We start from the raw sequence: 16,158 nt of genomic DNA, 5'->3' as shown, positions 1-16,158 counted from the left end.
AGGATGCTCTGAAAACGATCACTGTAACATGAGCGCTATTTCCGGCATTCAGAGCGCCAAGTTGAAGAAAACTGGCGCTCTGATCTATATTTTCACTTTTCGGGATGCGCTCTAAGCTGATTTTCGTCTTGGACGTATTGGTGTCGCTGGATTGCCGGCGTAAACCATCCATGGTTCCATACTTCGGAAACTGACTGCTCTTGCCCCCAATACGGCACCTTCCCCCACATTTACCCCAGGTCCAACAAAAGCTTCTGCAGCAATCCAGGCACAAGGCCCGATGACAATCGGAGCTGCAGTGAGCGGGAAGTCGTGCTGATCGATGTTATGGCCTGCGGTACACAGATGGGCGCGTTGCGAGACAATGGCATAAGGAGCCAGTGTCACTTGCGCAACGTTATAACAAAGAACCCCCGGGCCAAGTGAAGAATGGGCATCCATAACAAGGTTTCCCGGCCACCATATCCGGGCGCTACCGCGCACAATGGCGGTTTTGTGAATTTGGGCACCGAATGCCCGCAATATCATCGCTCGCCAGCGCCACAGGAAAGAAGGTGTCCATGCAGCCAGAGAAAACCACGTCAGCTGCCAGAAGAGACGCTGAAGACGGTGTGTTAATGTGAAGGTTGCTCCGCCCTCCATTGGACGAGAGGAGTCCTTCCTTCCATTTATGGTGATGTGAGAATCTGATCGCGATGTAATAGACATCATTCCCATCCTTTACATAAATTGAGGGATGTGCGGATTGCGTTGCAACGGTGTCGGCAGACCCACTGACTGATTGCGTATGCGGCAAAGCGATAGAACAGGTATCAGGAAAATCGCCATATGGATCCAGACCGGAATAACCCAGTCAGTCTGATGCGATATTGCATGCATGGCTGGCACGATCGATAGCATATAGACCAGTTGCCCCAGCATTTCTCCAGCCATCGCAGTTTCCCAAAGCCTACGCATTATCCATGCAAGGAGCAGAAACTTGAAAGCGCCGAAGTACCAGAATGATGCAAATGCATCGACCAGTCCGGTTTCGGTTGTGCCCGTCGAAGGATTGTAGTCGCGGCTTGGTTTGGGCGTGTTGAACTGAAGTGAATCCTTCAATTTCGAGCCGACGAGCTGCGCTGGGACAAAAGTGAAGATCACGCGGTTCCAGTGAAACTTGCCGTAATCAAACTCCAGTCGCCTGTCGATTTCGTCAATACGCTGCACCGCATTGCGCATTTCGAGACCGCCGCGCTCCAGCGTCTCATTGAAGTTTTCCGCATAATCGATCTGCATAATGTCATCGAGAACAAAGCCTGAGGCTGCGCGCGTAATCTGGCGATAATCGCCCATACTCGTCATCAGAAATGTTCCCGCAAGAATACCCAATGACATAAGAATGCGCGGCACAACAAACCGACGGTAGAACCACAAAGCGAGCAATATCATAAGCAAAAGCTGAATTGCCTCTGCGCGTTTTCCCGTTACGAGAATGCGGTCGAGATAGAAAACCAGATCAAAAGCGATAATCGCCAGCACAGTCCATGAAGGCCGGCGTGCAAAGCAAAGAAGGGCGATTGCGAGGCCATAGGGCATAAGCTGCGCAAAGAATAGATAGACAACGGGAATGCCTGTCATCTGCATTCCGATTGAAATATCACCGGGCAGACGACTTAAAAGAAAATAGAAGATTGCACCAAATGCCGATAGTCCTGCTGCAGCCCAGATGAGGCGGCGTTCACTAAAGCTCATGCTGAGAAAGCCGATGGGCTTTTTGGTCATACGCCAACCAAGTGCCAGCATTGCGAGCGATAGAATTCCCATAAACATTGTCTTGGCGTAAGCACCTGATGGTAGAAACTGGTCATGCATCAAAGCCGGAATCTGTGGCAGCAGGAAACCAAATGTCATTACGCCTGCAAGAAAAGGAAACTGGTACATACGTTCTGCGCGAAACAGCAGCCCACCTGCCAGAAAGCATCCCACAAGACCAACAAAAATCCAGGTGAGTGAAATATTCATGGGCTTTTACCATAAGGCGCGCAAACGCTGGAGAGGGTAGGGGAGGAATTGTCCGGAACCAGATCCCATGGGAAAATGCGGCCAGATACCAGATACCAGCCTAATTTCACGTATTCTTTTGCCACCAGTTCTATATCGGCAGGGGTGGTAGGAAAGCCTGTTTGTCTGCCATCACCCCCAATGGGCGAAGAACTGAAATGCATTTGCGGGCAGGCTGCGCGAAAGCTCGCTATTGCGCGACGTGAATGATACCAGTTCGTAACAATCAACGCTTTTCTTGCCTGAATTTCACGCATGACAGGCACGGAATAATAAGCGTTTTGCCAGGTGCTGCCCGATTGGCATTCTACGAGGATTGCGGATGGATTCACGCCGTCACGAACCATTATCTGCTTATTGAAAAGGCAGTCGCCATCGCCTGTAATCAGAATGAGTGGTGAACGGCCTTCTTTCCAGAGGCGGGCGGCCTGTGCTGCTCGTGGTGGTCCATCGCCACCGGGAACAACAATAACATCAGCTTTAGTGCCATCATCCTGCAATGTCAGAACAGGTTCTGAATAAAACATTGCAGCCAACCCGAAGAGAACGGCACAGGGCAGGAAAATCAATAACATCATACCATATGCCGCTCTGGTTCTTTGTTCTGCAGGCCATGGCGAACCGGTGCGCCGTCCAACTCGACGCTTTGAATGAGACGCCGCTCTTCCATCTTGATAACGATCATGAATTCATAAGCAGCAAGAAGTCGGCAATAAAGGTAGCCGGGCTTTCCATCAAGGAAGCCTCGACGCAACAGATACATGTAAAGAAAGCGCAGGGATGGCCTGAAGGGCATGTGATAAGACAGAGATTTTAGCGCCCGTCTGCGCCTCTCAGGCGCAGTGGAAATTATGCCACCCCAGTCAATCTTTCGTTCAAGCAGACGGTTGGACGAAAGATCAGCTTCGGCCGAAGAGTAACGATTGTGCTTGTCGTACCAGGCCTCAAGGCCTTTATTGAAACTGTAGTGAATGAAATGCGACTGTAGAGCGCCTTCTGGGCCACCGCTTGCACGCGAATGTACCGAGCGTTCAAATCGAACGCGATCAGGACGCACCAAACGAGTGATCCATGTGGGATAAAGGCTCGCATGTTTTATCCAGCGACCCATGAACATGTTTTTGTAGCGTGCTTTAAAGAACACTTCTGGCCGGGTTGGATCTGATGCTATTGCCAGCATTTCATCACGCAAATCCGCAGGCGTTATCTCGTCGGCATCCGGTGTGTAGACCCAATCGTGTTTGAATTTTATTTCAGTTAGTCCGTACATTCTCTGTCGGTCTTCGGTATCGTAAGGCCGCTGAAACACGCGTGCGCCTGCAGCTTTTGCGAGTTCTACCGTGCGGTCGTCACTGAATGAATCGAGTACGACAATATCATCACACCAATTCAGCGAGGCCAGGCAGGCTGGTAGATTGACCTCTTCATTCCATGTCATGATAAGAACGGAAACGCTCATGAAGTTGCCCCTGGTAGAGTCACGTTAGCTTTTGGTGTTTGAGCTGGCTCTGCCGCCGTTATTTTAACAACAGGGCGCAAACCTCTGTTGGTGCGCAGGACGAACAGCGTGTGTGCAATTGCCGGGATAATGAGCGCTATAAGCATTGACCAGGCGGGTATTCCCAGTCGTATCGAAATATAGGCTATGGCGCCTGCCAGGAAATTGAGTGCCATGACGGCAACTGCGGTCTGTCCTGCTGATAACCCGGTGTCCATGAACAGATGATGCAAATGCTGCCTATCAGGAGAGAACGGGCTTCTGCGCGCTGCAAGACGACGCACAATGAGGCTGAGTGTATCGGTCACTGGAACGACAACCACCCACAGCACGGCCGGAAAGGCTATTTCAGCATGCGCATTTGTGAGAATTAGGATTATCCCGGCAAGTGTCGCACCGAGAAAAGTACTGCCGCCGTCACCGAGAAAGAGACTGGCTTTTGCACGCCAGCGATGCCGCATGTTGAACAGGAGAAAACCGCTGCATGCAGCTGCTAAGGCCAGTGTCTGTAAGCCGATGCGGTTTTCGCCTACCCAGAAGCAGATAGCTGCCAGCCAAAAAAAGGCCACAGCACTCGCTGAGCCTGCAAGACCGTCAACACCATCACTCATATTGATGGCATTCACGAGGCCGACCACAAAAGCGAGTGCGATAAGTAGGAAAAGCGGCCCCACCAGAACTTCGCCCGGAATTTCAGTTGCTGGGAGGAATACGCTTTGTATTGCACCTACAGCAAGACCAAGATGGATCTGTGTTAATCCAGCAATTCCGATAATCAGGAATGCAGCAACCACTTGCATTGCAAGGCGCGGTGCGACGGGAAGATTAAACCTGTCGTCCAGAACGCCGGTTGCAAGGATCAGAAACAGGCCTGGTAACAAAGCTATAGCATTCGCTGAGCCTGCCAAGGATGGTGTCAGAACAACTGCTACCAGGAATGAAAGAAAAACCGCTATTCCCCCACAAAGGGGCACATTTCCATCATGTCTCTTCCGGGCATCGGGGATATCAATAAGATACCACTCACGAGCAAGTCCGCGAAACCCTAAGCAGAATAATACTGATAAGGAAAAAGCAAGAAGCGTGATGCAGAAAAGACTGATCATGTCTCCTCCCTGGCGCGGGTAAAAATTAGGACTGGCTAGATTTTTACCGGCTCACGCACGCACCGACGACTTGGCTATAGAGCGTGCACCATACTCCTTTCAGGTCAGGGCCTAACACCAACGGTGACGTTCCCCGTTGGCCGCAAACAGTTATCCTTACGCACCAGAATGAAACGCAGCCCATTGCTGTTCTGTTTCGTCCGTCCGGGGGGATAAAATATCTTGAAAGAACACAAGCAGCTTGCAGCGCAGTCCGAAAAACTTAGCAGGGTCTTCGGATCGAAACACGCTTTGCCTGATCTCCCGAAGAGGAGCAGATGATGAGCGGTAGCCGACGAGGCATTCTTATGGCCGCGCTGGAGCAATATGCTGGCCTGCTGTTTAATTTCCTGACAGTCATTGCAGTCTCCCGCTTTCTTGGTCCGGCTGAAACAGGTGCGGGTGTGGTAGGGTTGAGTATCGCGGCAATTGTCTTTTCTTTACGCGAGTTTGCCAGCCCTGAATTTCTGATCCGGATTGAAAAAGTCGAGGACCACGACATCAGGACTTCGATGACCTTCCTCATGATTGTAACACTGCTGCTCTCGGCCGGGCTTTATCTGGCGCGGGAGTATTTTGCGGCGTCCTATCATGATCCGTTGTTATTGATGTTCCTCGATATAACCATCATCGCGGCAATCGTCGAAAGCATCTCATTACCGGTTGTAGCATTATTGCGACGTGAAATGGCATTTGGCATTCTTGCCAGAATTCGCACTGCCGGATCTGGTTTCGGAGCGGCTGTGACGATTGCGATGGCTACGTGTGGCTTCGGGCACATGTGTTTTGCTTTCGGGTTGCTTGCCAGTGCGTTGATGACAACGGGTTTGGCGATGGCCATCTATCCTCTTGGGCGTCTGTTACGTCCCTCATTGGCCAGCATTGATGTGGCCTGGAGATTTGGCATTTATCTCGGCGGCAATGCCGGTCTGAACAAGATATGCGAAACCTTCCCTCAACTGATGCTTGGGCGTTTCATGCCGATTGCATCTGTTGGCATATATAATCGTGCAAACACCGTAAGCGGGTTGCCTGATCGCGTTTTTCTTTCAGCAGTCTTCACGGTCGCATTTCCCATGCTTTCGGCACACGTTCGTGCAGGCGGCGATATCAGTCGCGCCTATGTTCGGGCTTTGTCTTATATTTCAGTCGTTTATTGGCCTGCACAGGCGCTATTGGCACTTTTGGCTTATCCTGCTGTTCGTATCATTTTGGGGCCGGGATGGTCTGAAGCAGCACTTATTGTTGCCATCACAAGTCTCGCAAGCCTGTTCTGGTTTCCGGTCATTCTGACCTATCCCCTTCTCATGGCACTTGGTGCAAACCGCGAGGCTTTCGTTTCCAACTTCATTTCAAGATCGGTCGCCACGATTATCTTGTGTCTTGCAGCATTTCACGGATTGCTTGCTGTGGCGTTGAGCCAGTTCATCAGTTTGCCTTTTCAAATGATTGTGGCCATTCTTTATGTGCGAAAGCACGTGAATTTTTCCTATCGGGTACTGGCCAAAGAACTGATGAAGAGTGCACTTGTTACTATATTTGCGCTTGCAGGCCCGCTTATCATGGTGGCGGCGGATGGATTTCATCTCGATATGCATTGGACGAGAGCAGTTATCACTGGGGTAGTGGCTGTCGCTGGCTGGCTCTTGGCGTTGTTTATAATCCGTCATCCCTTCAGGGAAGAGCTTATCCCGATTTTCAGATGGCTTTTGGGTAAGTTCGCACGCAGTTTTGGTTGGTCGCGACTGCTGCGATCAAACCTATCCGAGCCAGCGGAATGAGGCAGGTTATGCAGACGCGCTTCACCGATCAGCCAACTGTCGACGTTGTGATACCCAACTATAATTATGGTCATTATCTGCTTGAATGTGCAGATAGTGTGCTATCGCAAACGGGCGTCAACGTCCGTTTGCTCATCATCGACAACGCATCTGAAGATAATAGTGCAGCAATAGCGCGTGATCTTGCAGTGCATGACAAGCGCATCGAACTGTTACTAAGATCAAAAAATGCAGGGCCGCATGCGTCTTTTAACGAAGGTATCGATTGGGCGCGGTCCGAGTATTTTCTTATATTATGCGCTGATGATTTGCTTGCGCATGGAGCATTGTCTCGGGCTGTGCATGTGCTTGAGCAATGTCCCGATGCTCACCTTGCATATGGGGCGACCCAAAAAATATCAAAAGATGAAAAGCGTCCCCAAAGACCCATGATTGCAGGCGACAGGCAATGGAATATCAGCTCTGGCACTGATTTCATTGAACTAGCATGCAAACATGCTTTCAACCCGGTCGCCGGGCCGACGGCGGTAGTGCGCACACCGGTTCAGAAACAGGCCGGATATTACCGCCAAACACTTCCGCATACCGATGATCTTGAGATGTGGTTGCGTCTGGCGTTGTTGGGGAATGTTGCCTCGACTGAAACTGTCCAGGCTTATGCGCGTGTTCATTCGAACAACCAGTCGGCTAAGGTTGCAGGAATCATGCACTGGAACCGAGAGTTTGAAGCTGGATTTCGCTCATTCTTCGAGAATGACGGCCGAGATATGCCACAGGCCAAACAACACCTCGCGGCAGCGTGTGATTGCCTTACCAAACGAGCTTATTGGTCGGCGTGGTCAAATCTTGTCAGACGCGAAGAAGGGTCTGTATCTCTGATGACCTTTGCGCTTAAAAGGCATCCCCTGATGGCCTTGATGCCACCTTTTGACTATTTGTTTCAGCGTCGCCGGCGGCTTTCCCCGTAATGATCCGTCAAAATTGGGCTCATCTTATTTTCTGGAGAAGATAGACGCGCAAGACTTCTTCTTGTTTGGCAAGTCGCTCGCGATAGACTCCCACACCAGCGTTGACGGTTTTGACGAGTTCTTCTCGGTGAGAAAACATATTATCGATCTGAGCGAGTAATATTTTCGGATCAAAGTTCTCGATGTGGTGGCAAAATTCACTCAGGCCGGTGTCATTTAGAAGTGCATCATTCTTACGGGCATAGCCAATCGAAATTGCGGGCCTGCCCATGGAAAGAGAGCAAACGATGTTATGATATCGGCTGGCAACGACGATATCCGTTTTTGCAATTTGCTGCATGAGGTCATTCAGAGAAGCAACGGGCTCGAAAATAACATTACTTAAATTCGGCGCGCGGATACGTTTTTGCAGATCATAAACGGCCTCAAGATCGCCCTTATCACCGGTGAGAAGGCGCACCTGCCGTCCGTCCAGCACAAGTTCGTCAATCAGCTCGGTCATCTTGTCGAGATAATTATTGTAAATTGCAGCACCGTCGGCAGCCCGCTTTTTCCAGCCTTTATAAGTCATAATGCCCAAACCGACCCGCTGATCGCCGCTGTTACGTAACTCGTCTTCGACAGTCGGAAGCGCAAACGCGATATCCGCACTGACACCGTCCTTTGCAGCATCGACGTTCAAAGACTTCATGAAATCGTATGAAACCTGATCGCGATAGGAACGGTAAGCGGCCATCATCGACGCTTTGCGGACGAAAAAGCGACTAAGTGGATGAGTGACAGGTCCTGCACCAATGGAAATGAAAGCAAAACGCGCCCCCGCCAATTTTGCGGCCACCGACCAACGTAGAACGGCAAATGGCCAGCCAAACGGATCTTCATTGAAGTCATCAAGAATACCGGTGCCCGGAACGATGATCAGATCAATTCCCTGAGCGAACGACACAGCACCTAGAAAGCCGGTAATACGGCGTGGAAACTGTAAGAGAACCTTATTGATCAGCCTGATGAATGTATTGTCTGATGCAGGCTGCCCAACGGGAATCGCGTCTATTTGAAATCTCTCGTCAATGATTTCAGGTCTTGAGCATATACAGATGAGTTGAGCGCCAGGGCATGTACGTTTCAATAGTTGCAGCATTGCTTCAAGCGATCCGTCATTGCCGGTATTGCCAGAACCGAACTGACCGAAAAGACCTATTCTCATACAAGTGTCTCCAGCTGCATTCACAAGCTAAGCCGGTATGAGTTTTTATGAAAACTGGCAGAAGGGTGAACCCCATCCTCTAATGTATGAAGGGATATACCCCTCATAGACAAAATGCGTTGTCGAGCAATTTCGTTACACTGGCAAGCGGTATATCAAACGCCCCCCGATATACCGGAGTAAGGCTTCGAGGGATTTTTCCCTCGAAGTCTTGGTCTCTGGGCAGCAGGGTTGTGATCATGAAATGTGCTTACTTTGTCCGTCCACATATCGGTGGGACCTACTCTGTATTTACGCGCCTGAGCTCGTCACTTCGACAATCCGGCATTGAATTGCGGTGGCTGGCTGCGGGAGCAGCAGGAGAAACGATCAGTTTTCCACCTGCAGGTCAGGGACTAAGTGATGCGTTGCGAAAGGGCGATGCAATTGATCAGATGGGCGTGCTGGACGAGGAAACACGTGCCAGACGGATGATCGCGTTTCTACGCGATAATAAATTTGAAGCGGTGTTCGTGAACGTCCTGTCCAGCCGCTTTGAAACAAATCTGGTGCGATATCTCCCAGATGACATCTTGCGTATTATGATCGTGCACAACATCACGCCGGGAACTTATGCGGCCGCTCGTGCAATTCGCGATCATGTTCATGCGACGGTTGGCGTATCAAAACGTTGCCGGGATGATCTGGTCAACCAATATGGCTTTGATGCCGCGCGAACGCTGGTTATCCCACATGGTCTGAGCAAGGACATTCTCGCCCCGCAGGTGGCCTCCCCACGGGATGAAAACGCACCTTTACGGTTGCTTTATCTCGGGCGAATTGAGGACAATTCTAAAGGCGTGTTCTGGCTACCCAACATTCTGCGTGAGCTAAAATGCGACTATCATCTGACTGTCGCGGGTGACGGTCCGGATTTGGTTGAACTGCGCCATCGGCTTGAAAGTTTTCGTGAGAAAGTAAGTTTTACGAGTTGGGTCGCACCATCAGATGTCCCCTGGCTTGTCAGTCAGCACGACGTTATGGTTATGCCATCCCGTTTTGAAGGTTTTGGGCTTACTTTAATTGAAGCAATGAGCCAGGGTTGCCCTGCCGTCGTTTCGAAGATCGCGGGCGTGACCGATACAATCGTCACAAACGGTGAAGATGGCTTTTTGTTTCCTGTTGGAGATTTCAGACAGGCCGCGCGTCATATAGATCTTCTTGCAGACAATAAGCAGTTGAGAATGGAAATGGCTCAGGCTGCCGTCCTTAAAGTCGCGGTAGCTTTCAATAGTGATCTGGCGGGGCAGGCCTATGCAGGGCTTCTCGAAAACCTGATGCAGAACCGGCCCGCCATTGCCCAATCTTTAGCGCTCTCACAATGGACAATGCCGAACGCTTTACATTCAAGCCTGCGAAGCCGGCTGCCCAAACCAGTCAAGAACTGGCTCCGACAGATGCGAGAGCGCCTCAACACAGCCTGGTCCACAGTGTGATCGTCAAAACTGGTAATTAACAAAGGGACAAGGTCATGAACCTTTTCACATCCCGGTTTCGCAATTCGCAATTGCTCAGAAGTAAAGCCCATGCCCTCATACCGGGCGGCTGCCATACCTATGCCAAAGGTGATGATCAATATCCGGTCTTGGCGCCGGGTTTCATACAACGTGGTTCCGGATCGCATGTGTTCGATGTCGATGGAAACCAGTATATTGAGTACGGAATGGGCAATCGCGCCGTGGGACTTGGACATGCCTATCCTCCGGTGCTGCATGCGGCGCGTGATGCGTTGCAGGATGGTTGCAACTTTACACGTCCAAGCGCGATTGAAATTGAATGTGCGGAGAGTTTCCTTGAGCTGATCGAGGGAGCAGAAATGGTGAAATTCTGCAAGGATGGATCGGATGCCACCTCCGGAGCTGTGCGTCTGGCGCGCGCCTATACCGGTCGCGATATGATAGCATGTTGTGCCGATCATCCGTTTTTCTCGACTGATGACTGGTTCATCGGAACGACGAAAATGAATGCAGGTATTCCTGCATCGGTGTCAGCTTTGACGACCACTTTTCGCTACAATGACATTGCGAGCGTGAGAACGTTGTTTGAAAATTATCCGGGCATGATTGCAGCGCTAATTCTTGAACCCGCGCGGATGGATGAACCTCAAGATAACTTTCTGCATGAGGCAAAACGTATTGCCCATGAAAATGGTGCTCTATTTATCCTCGATGAGATGATAACGGGCTTTCGCTGGCATATGCGCGGCGCTCAGAAGCTTTATGGCATCGAGCCTGATCTATCTTGCTTTGGTAAAGCTTTGGGAAATGGCTTCGCGATCTCGGCACTTGCAGGGAAAGCTGAATATATGCAGCTCGGTGGGCTTACCCAAACCGATTATGCCCGCGTCTTTTTGCTTTCGACCACGCACGGGGCCGAAACGCACGCTATGGCGGCTGCAATCGCCACCATGAAAGTCTATCGCGATGAGCCTGTCATTGAACGGCTTTACGAACAGGGTCGGAAGCTTGTCGAAGGGGTCAATACGGCGATTTCAGCCCATGGGTTGGAAAACAATGTTCGCTTGGTCGGACGCCCTTGCTGCCTGGCTTACGCTACTCTCGACGAGAATGGACAATCCTCTCAGGCGTTGCGGACACTTTTCCTTCAGGAGACCATCCGGCGCGGTGTTTTGATGCCGTCTCTGGTTGTAAGCTACACGCACAGTGATACGGACATTGCACGTACAATCGACGCAATTGATGGAGCGCTTGGCGTTTATGTTCGAGCTCTCAATGATGGTGTCGACAATTATCTTACTGGCCGCCCGTCGCAAGTGGTGTATCGCCGATTTAACGATGCGCCATCCTATCCACCAGCAACGCGATGATGCTGTCGCGATTAGGTTTAATCTTGGGTTTTCTGCTGCTTCTGACAGGAGTGGTTCGAGCCGAAAATGCGTTTCCGATCAGAGTAAGCCAGGATCATCGTATTTTTGAAGATGCTCAAGGTCGGCCGTTTTTGTTGCAGGGCGACACGGCATGGTCGTTGATCGCAGAGCTGAAGCGAGGCGATGTCGAAACTTATCTGGCTGATCGCAGCAAGCGCGGCTTTAATGCCATTCTGGTCAATCTGATTGAGCATCAGTTTTCAAGCAATCCGCCAAGGAATGCCTATGGTGAGCAACCTTTCGTACGAGAGGCCTTTGGCGCGCTTAACCCTAGATACTTTGATCATGCTGCCTGGACAATTGAACAGGCCCAAAAGCTTGGGCTGGTGGTCTTTCTTGCTCCTGCATATCTTGGGGTGAACGGTGGCGATCAGGGCTGGTTCGCTAAAGCACAAGCTGCGGGCCCTGACAAAATGGAAGTCTATGGCAAAGCCATCGCGCAACGGTTCTCGAAATTCTCCAACATTGTTTGGGTGTTGGGCGGTGATTTTGATGCGCCGGATCGAGCACTGGTGTCAAAGCTTGCAGAAGGAATTGCAGCAATTTCTCCCCAGGCGCTGCAGACTGTTCATTCGGGACGCGATACAAACACGAATGAGATCTGGAAAGATCAGCCTTGGTTTGCGATCGACACGGTCTATACATATAACGACGTTCACAAAACGATCCTGGATCGCAGTAAATCAGGCGGAATGCCTATAATCTTTCTTGAAGGGGCCTATGAGTATGAGCGTGAGACGACTGCACGTATGATACGGCGGAATGCATATGGCGCGCTTTTAGGTGGTGCAGCCGGGCAGTTTTTTGTTGGAAACAACCCCATCTGGCATTTTTCAGGCCCTGGTGTCTTCACCTCGGATCAAAGCTGGCAAGAAGCACTGGCCAGTCCGGGAGCGCAGTCTATGTCAGTCATGAAGGCTTTTTTTCGATAAGATACCATGGTCGCAACTGAAGCCAGATCGAGATAGTGAGATTTCCGGCGTTGCTCAAAGCTATGCGGCAGCTTTGCCAGATCACAGTCTGATCGTCATCTATGGTGATGCTGACGGCTTTAAGGTGAAACGAAGTGTTATTGGCAATGGTCAGATCGCTTTATGGGTTGATCCTGCGTCTGGTAAATTTCTACCGTCAAAGGCACCAGAATTCGGCCCAGAATTTGACAATGAGTTTGGCATTTTTCCGGCACCGGAAGACCGAAAAAATGTAAATAACAGCGACTGGATTTTATTGATCGGCGGTCCTGAACAGTTGCAGATCATTCAAAAGAGGTAGTCTCCACTACCTTTCGCGTCTTAATTCACCGCTTGTCCGAAGCAAACATGCCTTCGTTTAACTCGTCGCTTCCGATGAGGCCCGTTACCTTGAATCCATCGTTCAGCTGAGGAACCGGACATGAAGGTACTTGTTACAGGGCATCAGGGCTATATCGGATCAGTGATGGTGCCGACACTGATCAATTCGGGACATGATGTTTCAGGCTATGATGTCGGCCTATATCAGCATTGTCTTTTCGAAGAAGGTGGCACGGTTATGAATGTGCCGACGATCCGTAAGGATGTGCGCGATGTGTCTCCACGCGATCTGGAGGGTTTCGACGCTGTTATTCATCTGGCGGCACTGTCCAATGATCCGCTTGGCAATCTGAATGAAGAGCTTACCTATGAGATCAACCATCATGCCAGTGTGGCTATGGCGAAAGCGGCAAAATCAGCCGGTGTTGCCAGATTCTTATTTGCATCATCGTGCAGCAATTACGGCATCAGTGACGCGGATTTAATTGATGAAACCGGAGAGCTTAAACCCGTCACTGCTTACGGACGCTCCAAAGTCAGGGCCGAGCAAGAGATACGAGCATTGGCAGATTCCAGCTTTTGCCCGGTATATCTGCGACCGGCGACTGCCTACGGCGTTTCGCCATTCCTGCGTTTCGACATTGTGCTGAACAATCTGGTTGCCTGGGCAGTTACCAAGGGGCTTATCTACCTTAAATCCGACGGTACACCTTGGCGACCGATTGTTCATATTCGCGATATCTCGCGTGCGTTTAATGCAGCAATGGAAGCACCGCGTGACAAGGTCTTCAATGAATCTTTCAACGTGGGTTCGACCGAGCATAATTACCGCATCCGCGATATTGCCAGCATTGTTGCAGACAATGTTCCTGATTGCCGGATCGAGTATGCAGATGATGCAGGCCCCGACACGCGTTCTTATCGGGTTAGTTTTGAAAAACTGGCGCGCGTTTTGCCGGAGGCCAAGCCGCAATGGGATGCGGTCGCAGGGGCACAGGAGCTTCTGGCTGCGTATAGTCGGTCTTCATTGACACTGGAGGAATTCGAGGGGCCGCGGTTTCAGCGTATTGCCCATATTCGCAAGCTAATTGCCCAAGGTGTGCTGGATGCCAATCTGCGTCGGCTAGATGAGCAGCCACAACCGCTTCTGGCAACTGCATAATGGACAACAGGTTGGGCAGCCCGCAGATTGAAGATTCTGCAATGCATTCTTCCTCTGGAATGAGCATTTACGAGCTCGCTTCGCGGCTCTTCCCAATTTGCCGTAGTCTCACTGGTGATGGCGTGCGCGAAACGCTCGCCATCGTCGGTGAGCATTTGCCGTTGAAAATTCATAGAATCCAGACGGGTACGCAACTTTTCGATTGGCAGGCACCGCAGGAGTGGCTGATCCGGGGCGCCTACATTATGGATTCTGCCGGTCGGCGCGTTGTAGACTTTGCAGAGCACAATCTGCACGTCGTCAATTTCAGTACGCCGGTGCGCAAGAAACTTACGCTCAACGAACTAAAAGAACACATACACACACTGCCTGATCAGCCCGATTTAATTCCCTACCGCACCTGTTATCATACGGAAGCCTGGGGTTTCTGCATGACGCATAATGCGCTTATGCAGATGAAGGAGCTGACCTATGAGGTGGTGATTGATGCAGAACGGCGCGACGGTTCTCTCAATTTTGGTGAATTCATCCATCAGGGTGAAACAGAAGAAACCTTCTTGCTTTCAACTCATCTTTGTCACCCTTCCCTTGCCAACGATAACTGCTCAGGAATAGCGCTGCTTACCCGCTTGGGTGAAGCATTGAAGTCGCGAAAGACACGTTTCACATACCGGCTTTTGTTCGGTCCTGCGACTTTCGGGGCTCTCGCCTGGCTTAAACAGAACGAAGAGAATCTGGGCCTTGTGAAGCATGGCATCGTATTGTCGTGTGTTGGCGACGGTGGTGGCCCCAATTATAAGCGTAGCCGCCGTGGCAATTCGGAAATCGATCGCATTATGACGCAAGTTCTGGAAGGGTCCGGACTTCCTGAGGCGAAACTGCATGATTTTGGCCCTACGGATATGACGAGCGTCAGTTTTGTTCTCCGGGCTTCAATCTGCCGGTTGGTTTGTTTCAGCGCAGTCTTTATGGGGAGTTTCCTGAATATCATACTTCTGCTGACAATCTTGATTTCATCAAACCCGAATATCTGGAGCAGTCTTATAATCTTATCATTCAAGCGATTGAGATTGCAGAGCGTAACTGGACGCCGATTAATTTGTCGCCAAAGGGGGGAGCCGCAACTTGGCCGTCGAGGCCTTTACGGTAATACTGGAGGGGGATCGAAATGCGGCTAAGAATGCGATGACTATGTTATGGGTGCTCAATCTGGCCGACGGCGATCATTCGCTCCTCGATATGGCTGAGCGTGCCGGGTTGCCATTCGCACAATTAGCAGATGCCGCAGAACGGCTTCGTGATGCCGGTCTATTGACGGCACTTTAAGTTCAGAGTGTCTGAACCAAAATTCAGCGGTTAGAGGAGGGGCCAGTTTCTGTCTTTTTCCGACATGACACTTGGCGTGTCGGGCCATGGAATCCCGAGGGCAGGGTCATCATGTCGTAATCCTGTTGCGAAATCAGGTGCGTAGGGACGAGATATCATATAGCGAAGCAACACATCGTCCGTGAGCGTTTGAAAGCCATGTGCACAGCCTTTAGGAATGTAGAGCTGTACGCCATTTTCCGACGATAACTCCAATCCAGTCCAGCGTCGATAGGTAGGCGAATTCGGTCGCAGATCGACAAGAACATCCCAGATTACGCCTTTTAAACATGTCACAAGCTTGGTCTCGGAGTGTGGTTCATTTTGATAATGCAGCCCGCGTAAAGTTCCTTTTTCCCGAGAAAAAGAGAGGCTGTGTTGTGGGAAATCCGTTTCCATTTCCCGTTCGGCAAATGCGTTCTCACAATAGACGCGCGCGAACCAACCCCGCTCATCTTCGAGCTTCTCTGGTTCAACGGACCATGCACCGTCTATATTAAGCGGGGTAAATCGCATTGTTCGCCTCAGATCACTGCATATGGTCATTCTGACAGTTCCGTGCTTTGGGAATAGTATTGTTTTCGGGGCAGCGGACCGGCCCTAAGATCAAGGTCCAGCTACCTAAAAGGCGTAGCCATGTACCCCTTCATCGACATTGGGCGAGGTTAGGGGGGATTGTCGGGGATCAATCGACGGATGGTGGGGGCGGCCAATCGTATGTATGGCTCGCTCCTCATTACAGTCTCGGAAAAAACCGGGCAAACTTAGTAA

The 16,158-nt window shown here is 50.8% G+C and carries 14 protein-coding genes and 1 pseudogene; 8 read left to right on the top strand and 7 right to left on the bottom strand.

The window, feature by feature from the left end:
• Nucleotides 1–111 precede the first annotated feature (111 nt).
• From C9380_RS20680 to C9380_RS20660, 5 genes are read right to left on the bottom strand one after another with little or no spacing between them, the layout of a single operon-like run.
• Nucleotides 112–708, bottom strand: coding sequence for an LbetaH domain-containing protein (locus C9380_RS20680; RefSeq protein ID WP_128094514.1), 597 nt, complete (start codon nt 706–708; stop codon nt 112–114).
• A gap of 12 nt (nt 709–720) precedes the next feature.
• Nucleotides 721–2,004, bottom strand: a complete 1,284-nt coding sequence (locus tag C9380_RS20675; RefSeq protein ID WP_128094513.1) for a hypothetical protein — start codon at nt 2,002–2,004, stop codon at nt 721–723.
• On the bottom strand, nt 2,001–2,618 hold the full coding sequence (locus C9380_RS20670) for a YdcF family protein (protein ID WP_024896691.1): 618 nt from the start codon (nt 2,616–2,618) through the stop codon (nt 2,001–2,003). The genes C9380_RS20675 and C9380_RS20670 overlap by 4 nt, the downstream gene beginning before the upstream one ends.
• On the bottom strand, nt 2,618–3,502 hold the full coding sequence (locus C9380_RS20665) for a glycosyltransferase family 2 protein (RefSeq protein WP_128094512.1): 885 nt from the start codon (nt 3,500–3,502) through the stop codon (nt 2,618–2,620). The genes C9380_RS20670 and C9380_RS20665 overlap by 1 nt, the downstream gene beginning before the upstream one ends.
• Nucleotides 3,499–4,647: an MraY family glycosyltransferase gene (locus tag C9380_RS20660; protein ID WP_128094511.1), complete on the bottom strand. Its 1,149-nt coding sequence runs from the start codon at nt 4,645–4,647 to the stop codon at nt 3,499–3,501. Before C9380_RS20660 ends, C9380_RS20665 begins: the two co-directional genes overlap by 4 nt.
• Before the next feature lie 320 nt (nt 4,648–4,967).
• Between C9380_RS20660 and C9380_RS20655 the strand changes: the two genes are divergently transcribed.
• Nucleotides 4,968–6,467, top strand: coding sequence for an oligosaccharide flippase family protein (locus tag C9380_RS20655; RefSeq protein ID WP_128094825.1), 1,500 nt, complete (start codon nt 4,968–4,970; stop codon nt 6,465–6,467).
• Between the two features lie 8 nt (nt 6,468–6,475).
• Nucleotides 6,476–7,435, top strand: a complete 960-nt coding sequence (locus C9380_RS20650; RefSeq protein ID WP_128094510.1) for a glycosyltransferase — start codon at nt 6,476–6,478, stop codon at nt 7,433–7,435.
• Between the two features lie 19 nt (nt 7,436–7,454).
• On the opposite strand, the gene C9380_RS20645 is transcribed toward C9380_RS20650, so the two are convergent.
• A complete protein-coding gene (locus C9380_RS20645) occupies nt 7,455–8,642 on the bottom strand; it encodes a polysaccharide pyruvyl transferase family protein (RefSeq protein WP_128094509.1) in 1,188 nt (395 codons plus the stop codon).
• 239 nt (nt 8,643–8,881) lie between these two features.
• Between C9380_RS20645 and C9380_RS20640 the strand changes: the two genes are divergently transcribed.
• From C9380_RS20640 to C9380_RS20620, 6 genes and pseudogenes are all read left to right on the top strand, one after another.
• Nucleotides 8,882–10,117 carry a glycosyltransferase family 4 protein gene (locus tag C9380_RS20640; RefSeq protein WP_128094508.1) on the top strand — a complete coding sequence of 412 codons (1,236 nt, stop codon included), beginning with the start codon at nt 8,882–8,884 and terminating at the stop codon, nt 10,115–10,117.
• Between the two features lie 35 nt (nt 10,118–10,152).
• On the top strand, nt 10,153–11,508 hold the full coding sequence (locus C9380_RS20635) for a glutamate-1-semialdehyde 2,1-aminomutase (RefSeq protein WP_024896698.1): 1,356 nt from the start codon (nt 10,153–10,155) through the stop codon (nt 11,506–11,508).
• Between the two features lie 23 nt (nt 11,509–11,531).
• A complete protein-coding gene (locus tag C9380_RS20630; RefSeq protein ID WP_252869825.1) occupies nt 11,532–12,500 on the top strand; it encodes a glycoside hydrolase family 140 protein in 969 nt (322 codons plus the stop codon).
• A 73-nt stretch (nt 12,501–12,573) separates the two neighbouring features.
• Nucleotides 12,574–12,840 (top strand): hypothetical protein, encoded by a 267-nt coding sequence (locus C9380_RS27700; RefSeq protein WP_252869824.1) that lies wholly within the window; start codon nt 12,574–12,576, stop codon nt 12,838–12,840.
• A 120-nt stretch (nt 12,841–12,960) separates the two neighbouring features.
• Complete coding sequence (locus C9380_RS20625; RefSeq protein WP_128094507.1) at nt 12,961–14,022, top strand: NAD-dependent epimerase/dehydratase family protein; 1,062 nt, start codon at nt 12,961–12,963, stop codon at nt 14,020–14,022.
• Nucleotides 14,023–14,063: 41 nt separating this feature from the next.
• A pseudogene (locus C9380_RS20620) lies at nt 14,064–15,348 on the top strand (DUF4910 domain-containing protein).
• 30 nt (nt 15,349–15,378) lie between these two features.
• Here the strand turns inward: C9380_RS20620 and rfbC are convergent.
• On the bottom strand, nt 15,379–15,903 hold the full coding sequence (gene rfbC, locus C9380_RS20615) for a dTDP-4-dehydrorhamnose 3,5-epimerase (protein WP_128094506.1): 525 nt from the start codon (nt 15,901–15,903) through the stop codon (nt 15,379–15,381).
• Nucleotides 15,904–16,158 lie beyond the last annotated feature (255 nt).

Source organism: Brucella pituitosa (genome assembly GCF_003049685.1).
Classification (GTDB): Bacteria; Pseudomonadota; Alphaproteobacteria; order Rhizobiales; family Rhizobiaceae; genus Brucella; species Brucella pituitosa.
The sequence above is the reverse complement of the archived record's forward strand: the minus strand, read 5'-3'. Positions and strand labels throughout refer to the sequence as shown.

Coding starts and splice junctions, on each gene's coding strand:
- C9380_RS20680 (WP_128094514.1), bottom strand. CDS start 708: ATGTCTATTACATCGCGATCAGATTCTCACATCACCATAAATGGAAGG.
- C9380_RS20675 (WP_128094513.1), bottom strand. CDS start 2,004: ATGAATATTTCACTCACCTGGATTTTTGTTGGTCTTGTGGGATGCTTT.
- C9380_RS20670 (WP_024896691.1), bottom strand. CDS start 2,618: ATGTTATTGATTTTCCTGCCCTGTGCCGTTCTCTTCGGGTTGGCTGCA.
- C9380_RS20665 (WP_128094512.1), bottom strand. CDS start 3,502: ATGAGCGTTTCCGTTCTTATCATGACATGGAATGAAGAGGTCAATCTA.
- C9380_RS20660 (WP_128094511.1), bottom strand. CDS start 4,647: ATGATCAGTCTTTTCTGCATCACGCTTCTTGCTTTTTCCTTATCAGTA.
- C9380_RS20655 (WP_128094825.1), top strand. CDS start 4,968: ATGAGCGGTAGCCGACGAGGCATTCTTATGGCCGCGCTGGAGCAATAT.
- C9380_RS20650 (WP_128094510.1), top strand. CDS start 6,476: ATGCAGACGCGCTTCACCGATCAGCCAACTGTCGACGTTGTGATACCC.
- C9380_RS20645 (WP_128094509.1), bottom strand. CDS start 8,642: ATGAGAATAGGTCTTTTCGGTCAGTTCGGTTCTGGCAATACCGGCAAT.
- C9380_RS20640 (WP_128094508.1), top strand. CDS start 8,882: ATGAAATGTGCTTACTTTGTCCGTCCACATATCGGTGGGACCTACTCT.
- C9380_RS20635 (WP_024896698.1), top strand. CDS start 10,153: ATGAACCTTTTCACATCCCGGTTTCGCAATTCGCAATTGCTCAGAAGT.
- C9380_RS20625 (WP_128094507.1), top strand. CDS start 12,961: ATGAAGGTACTTGTTACAGGGCATCAGGGCTATATCGGATCAGTGATG.
- rfbC (WP_128094506.1), bottom strand. CDS start 15,903: ATGCGATTTACCCCGCTTAATATAGACGGTGCATGGTCCGTTGAACCA.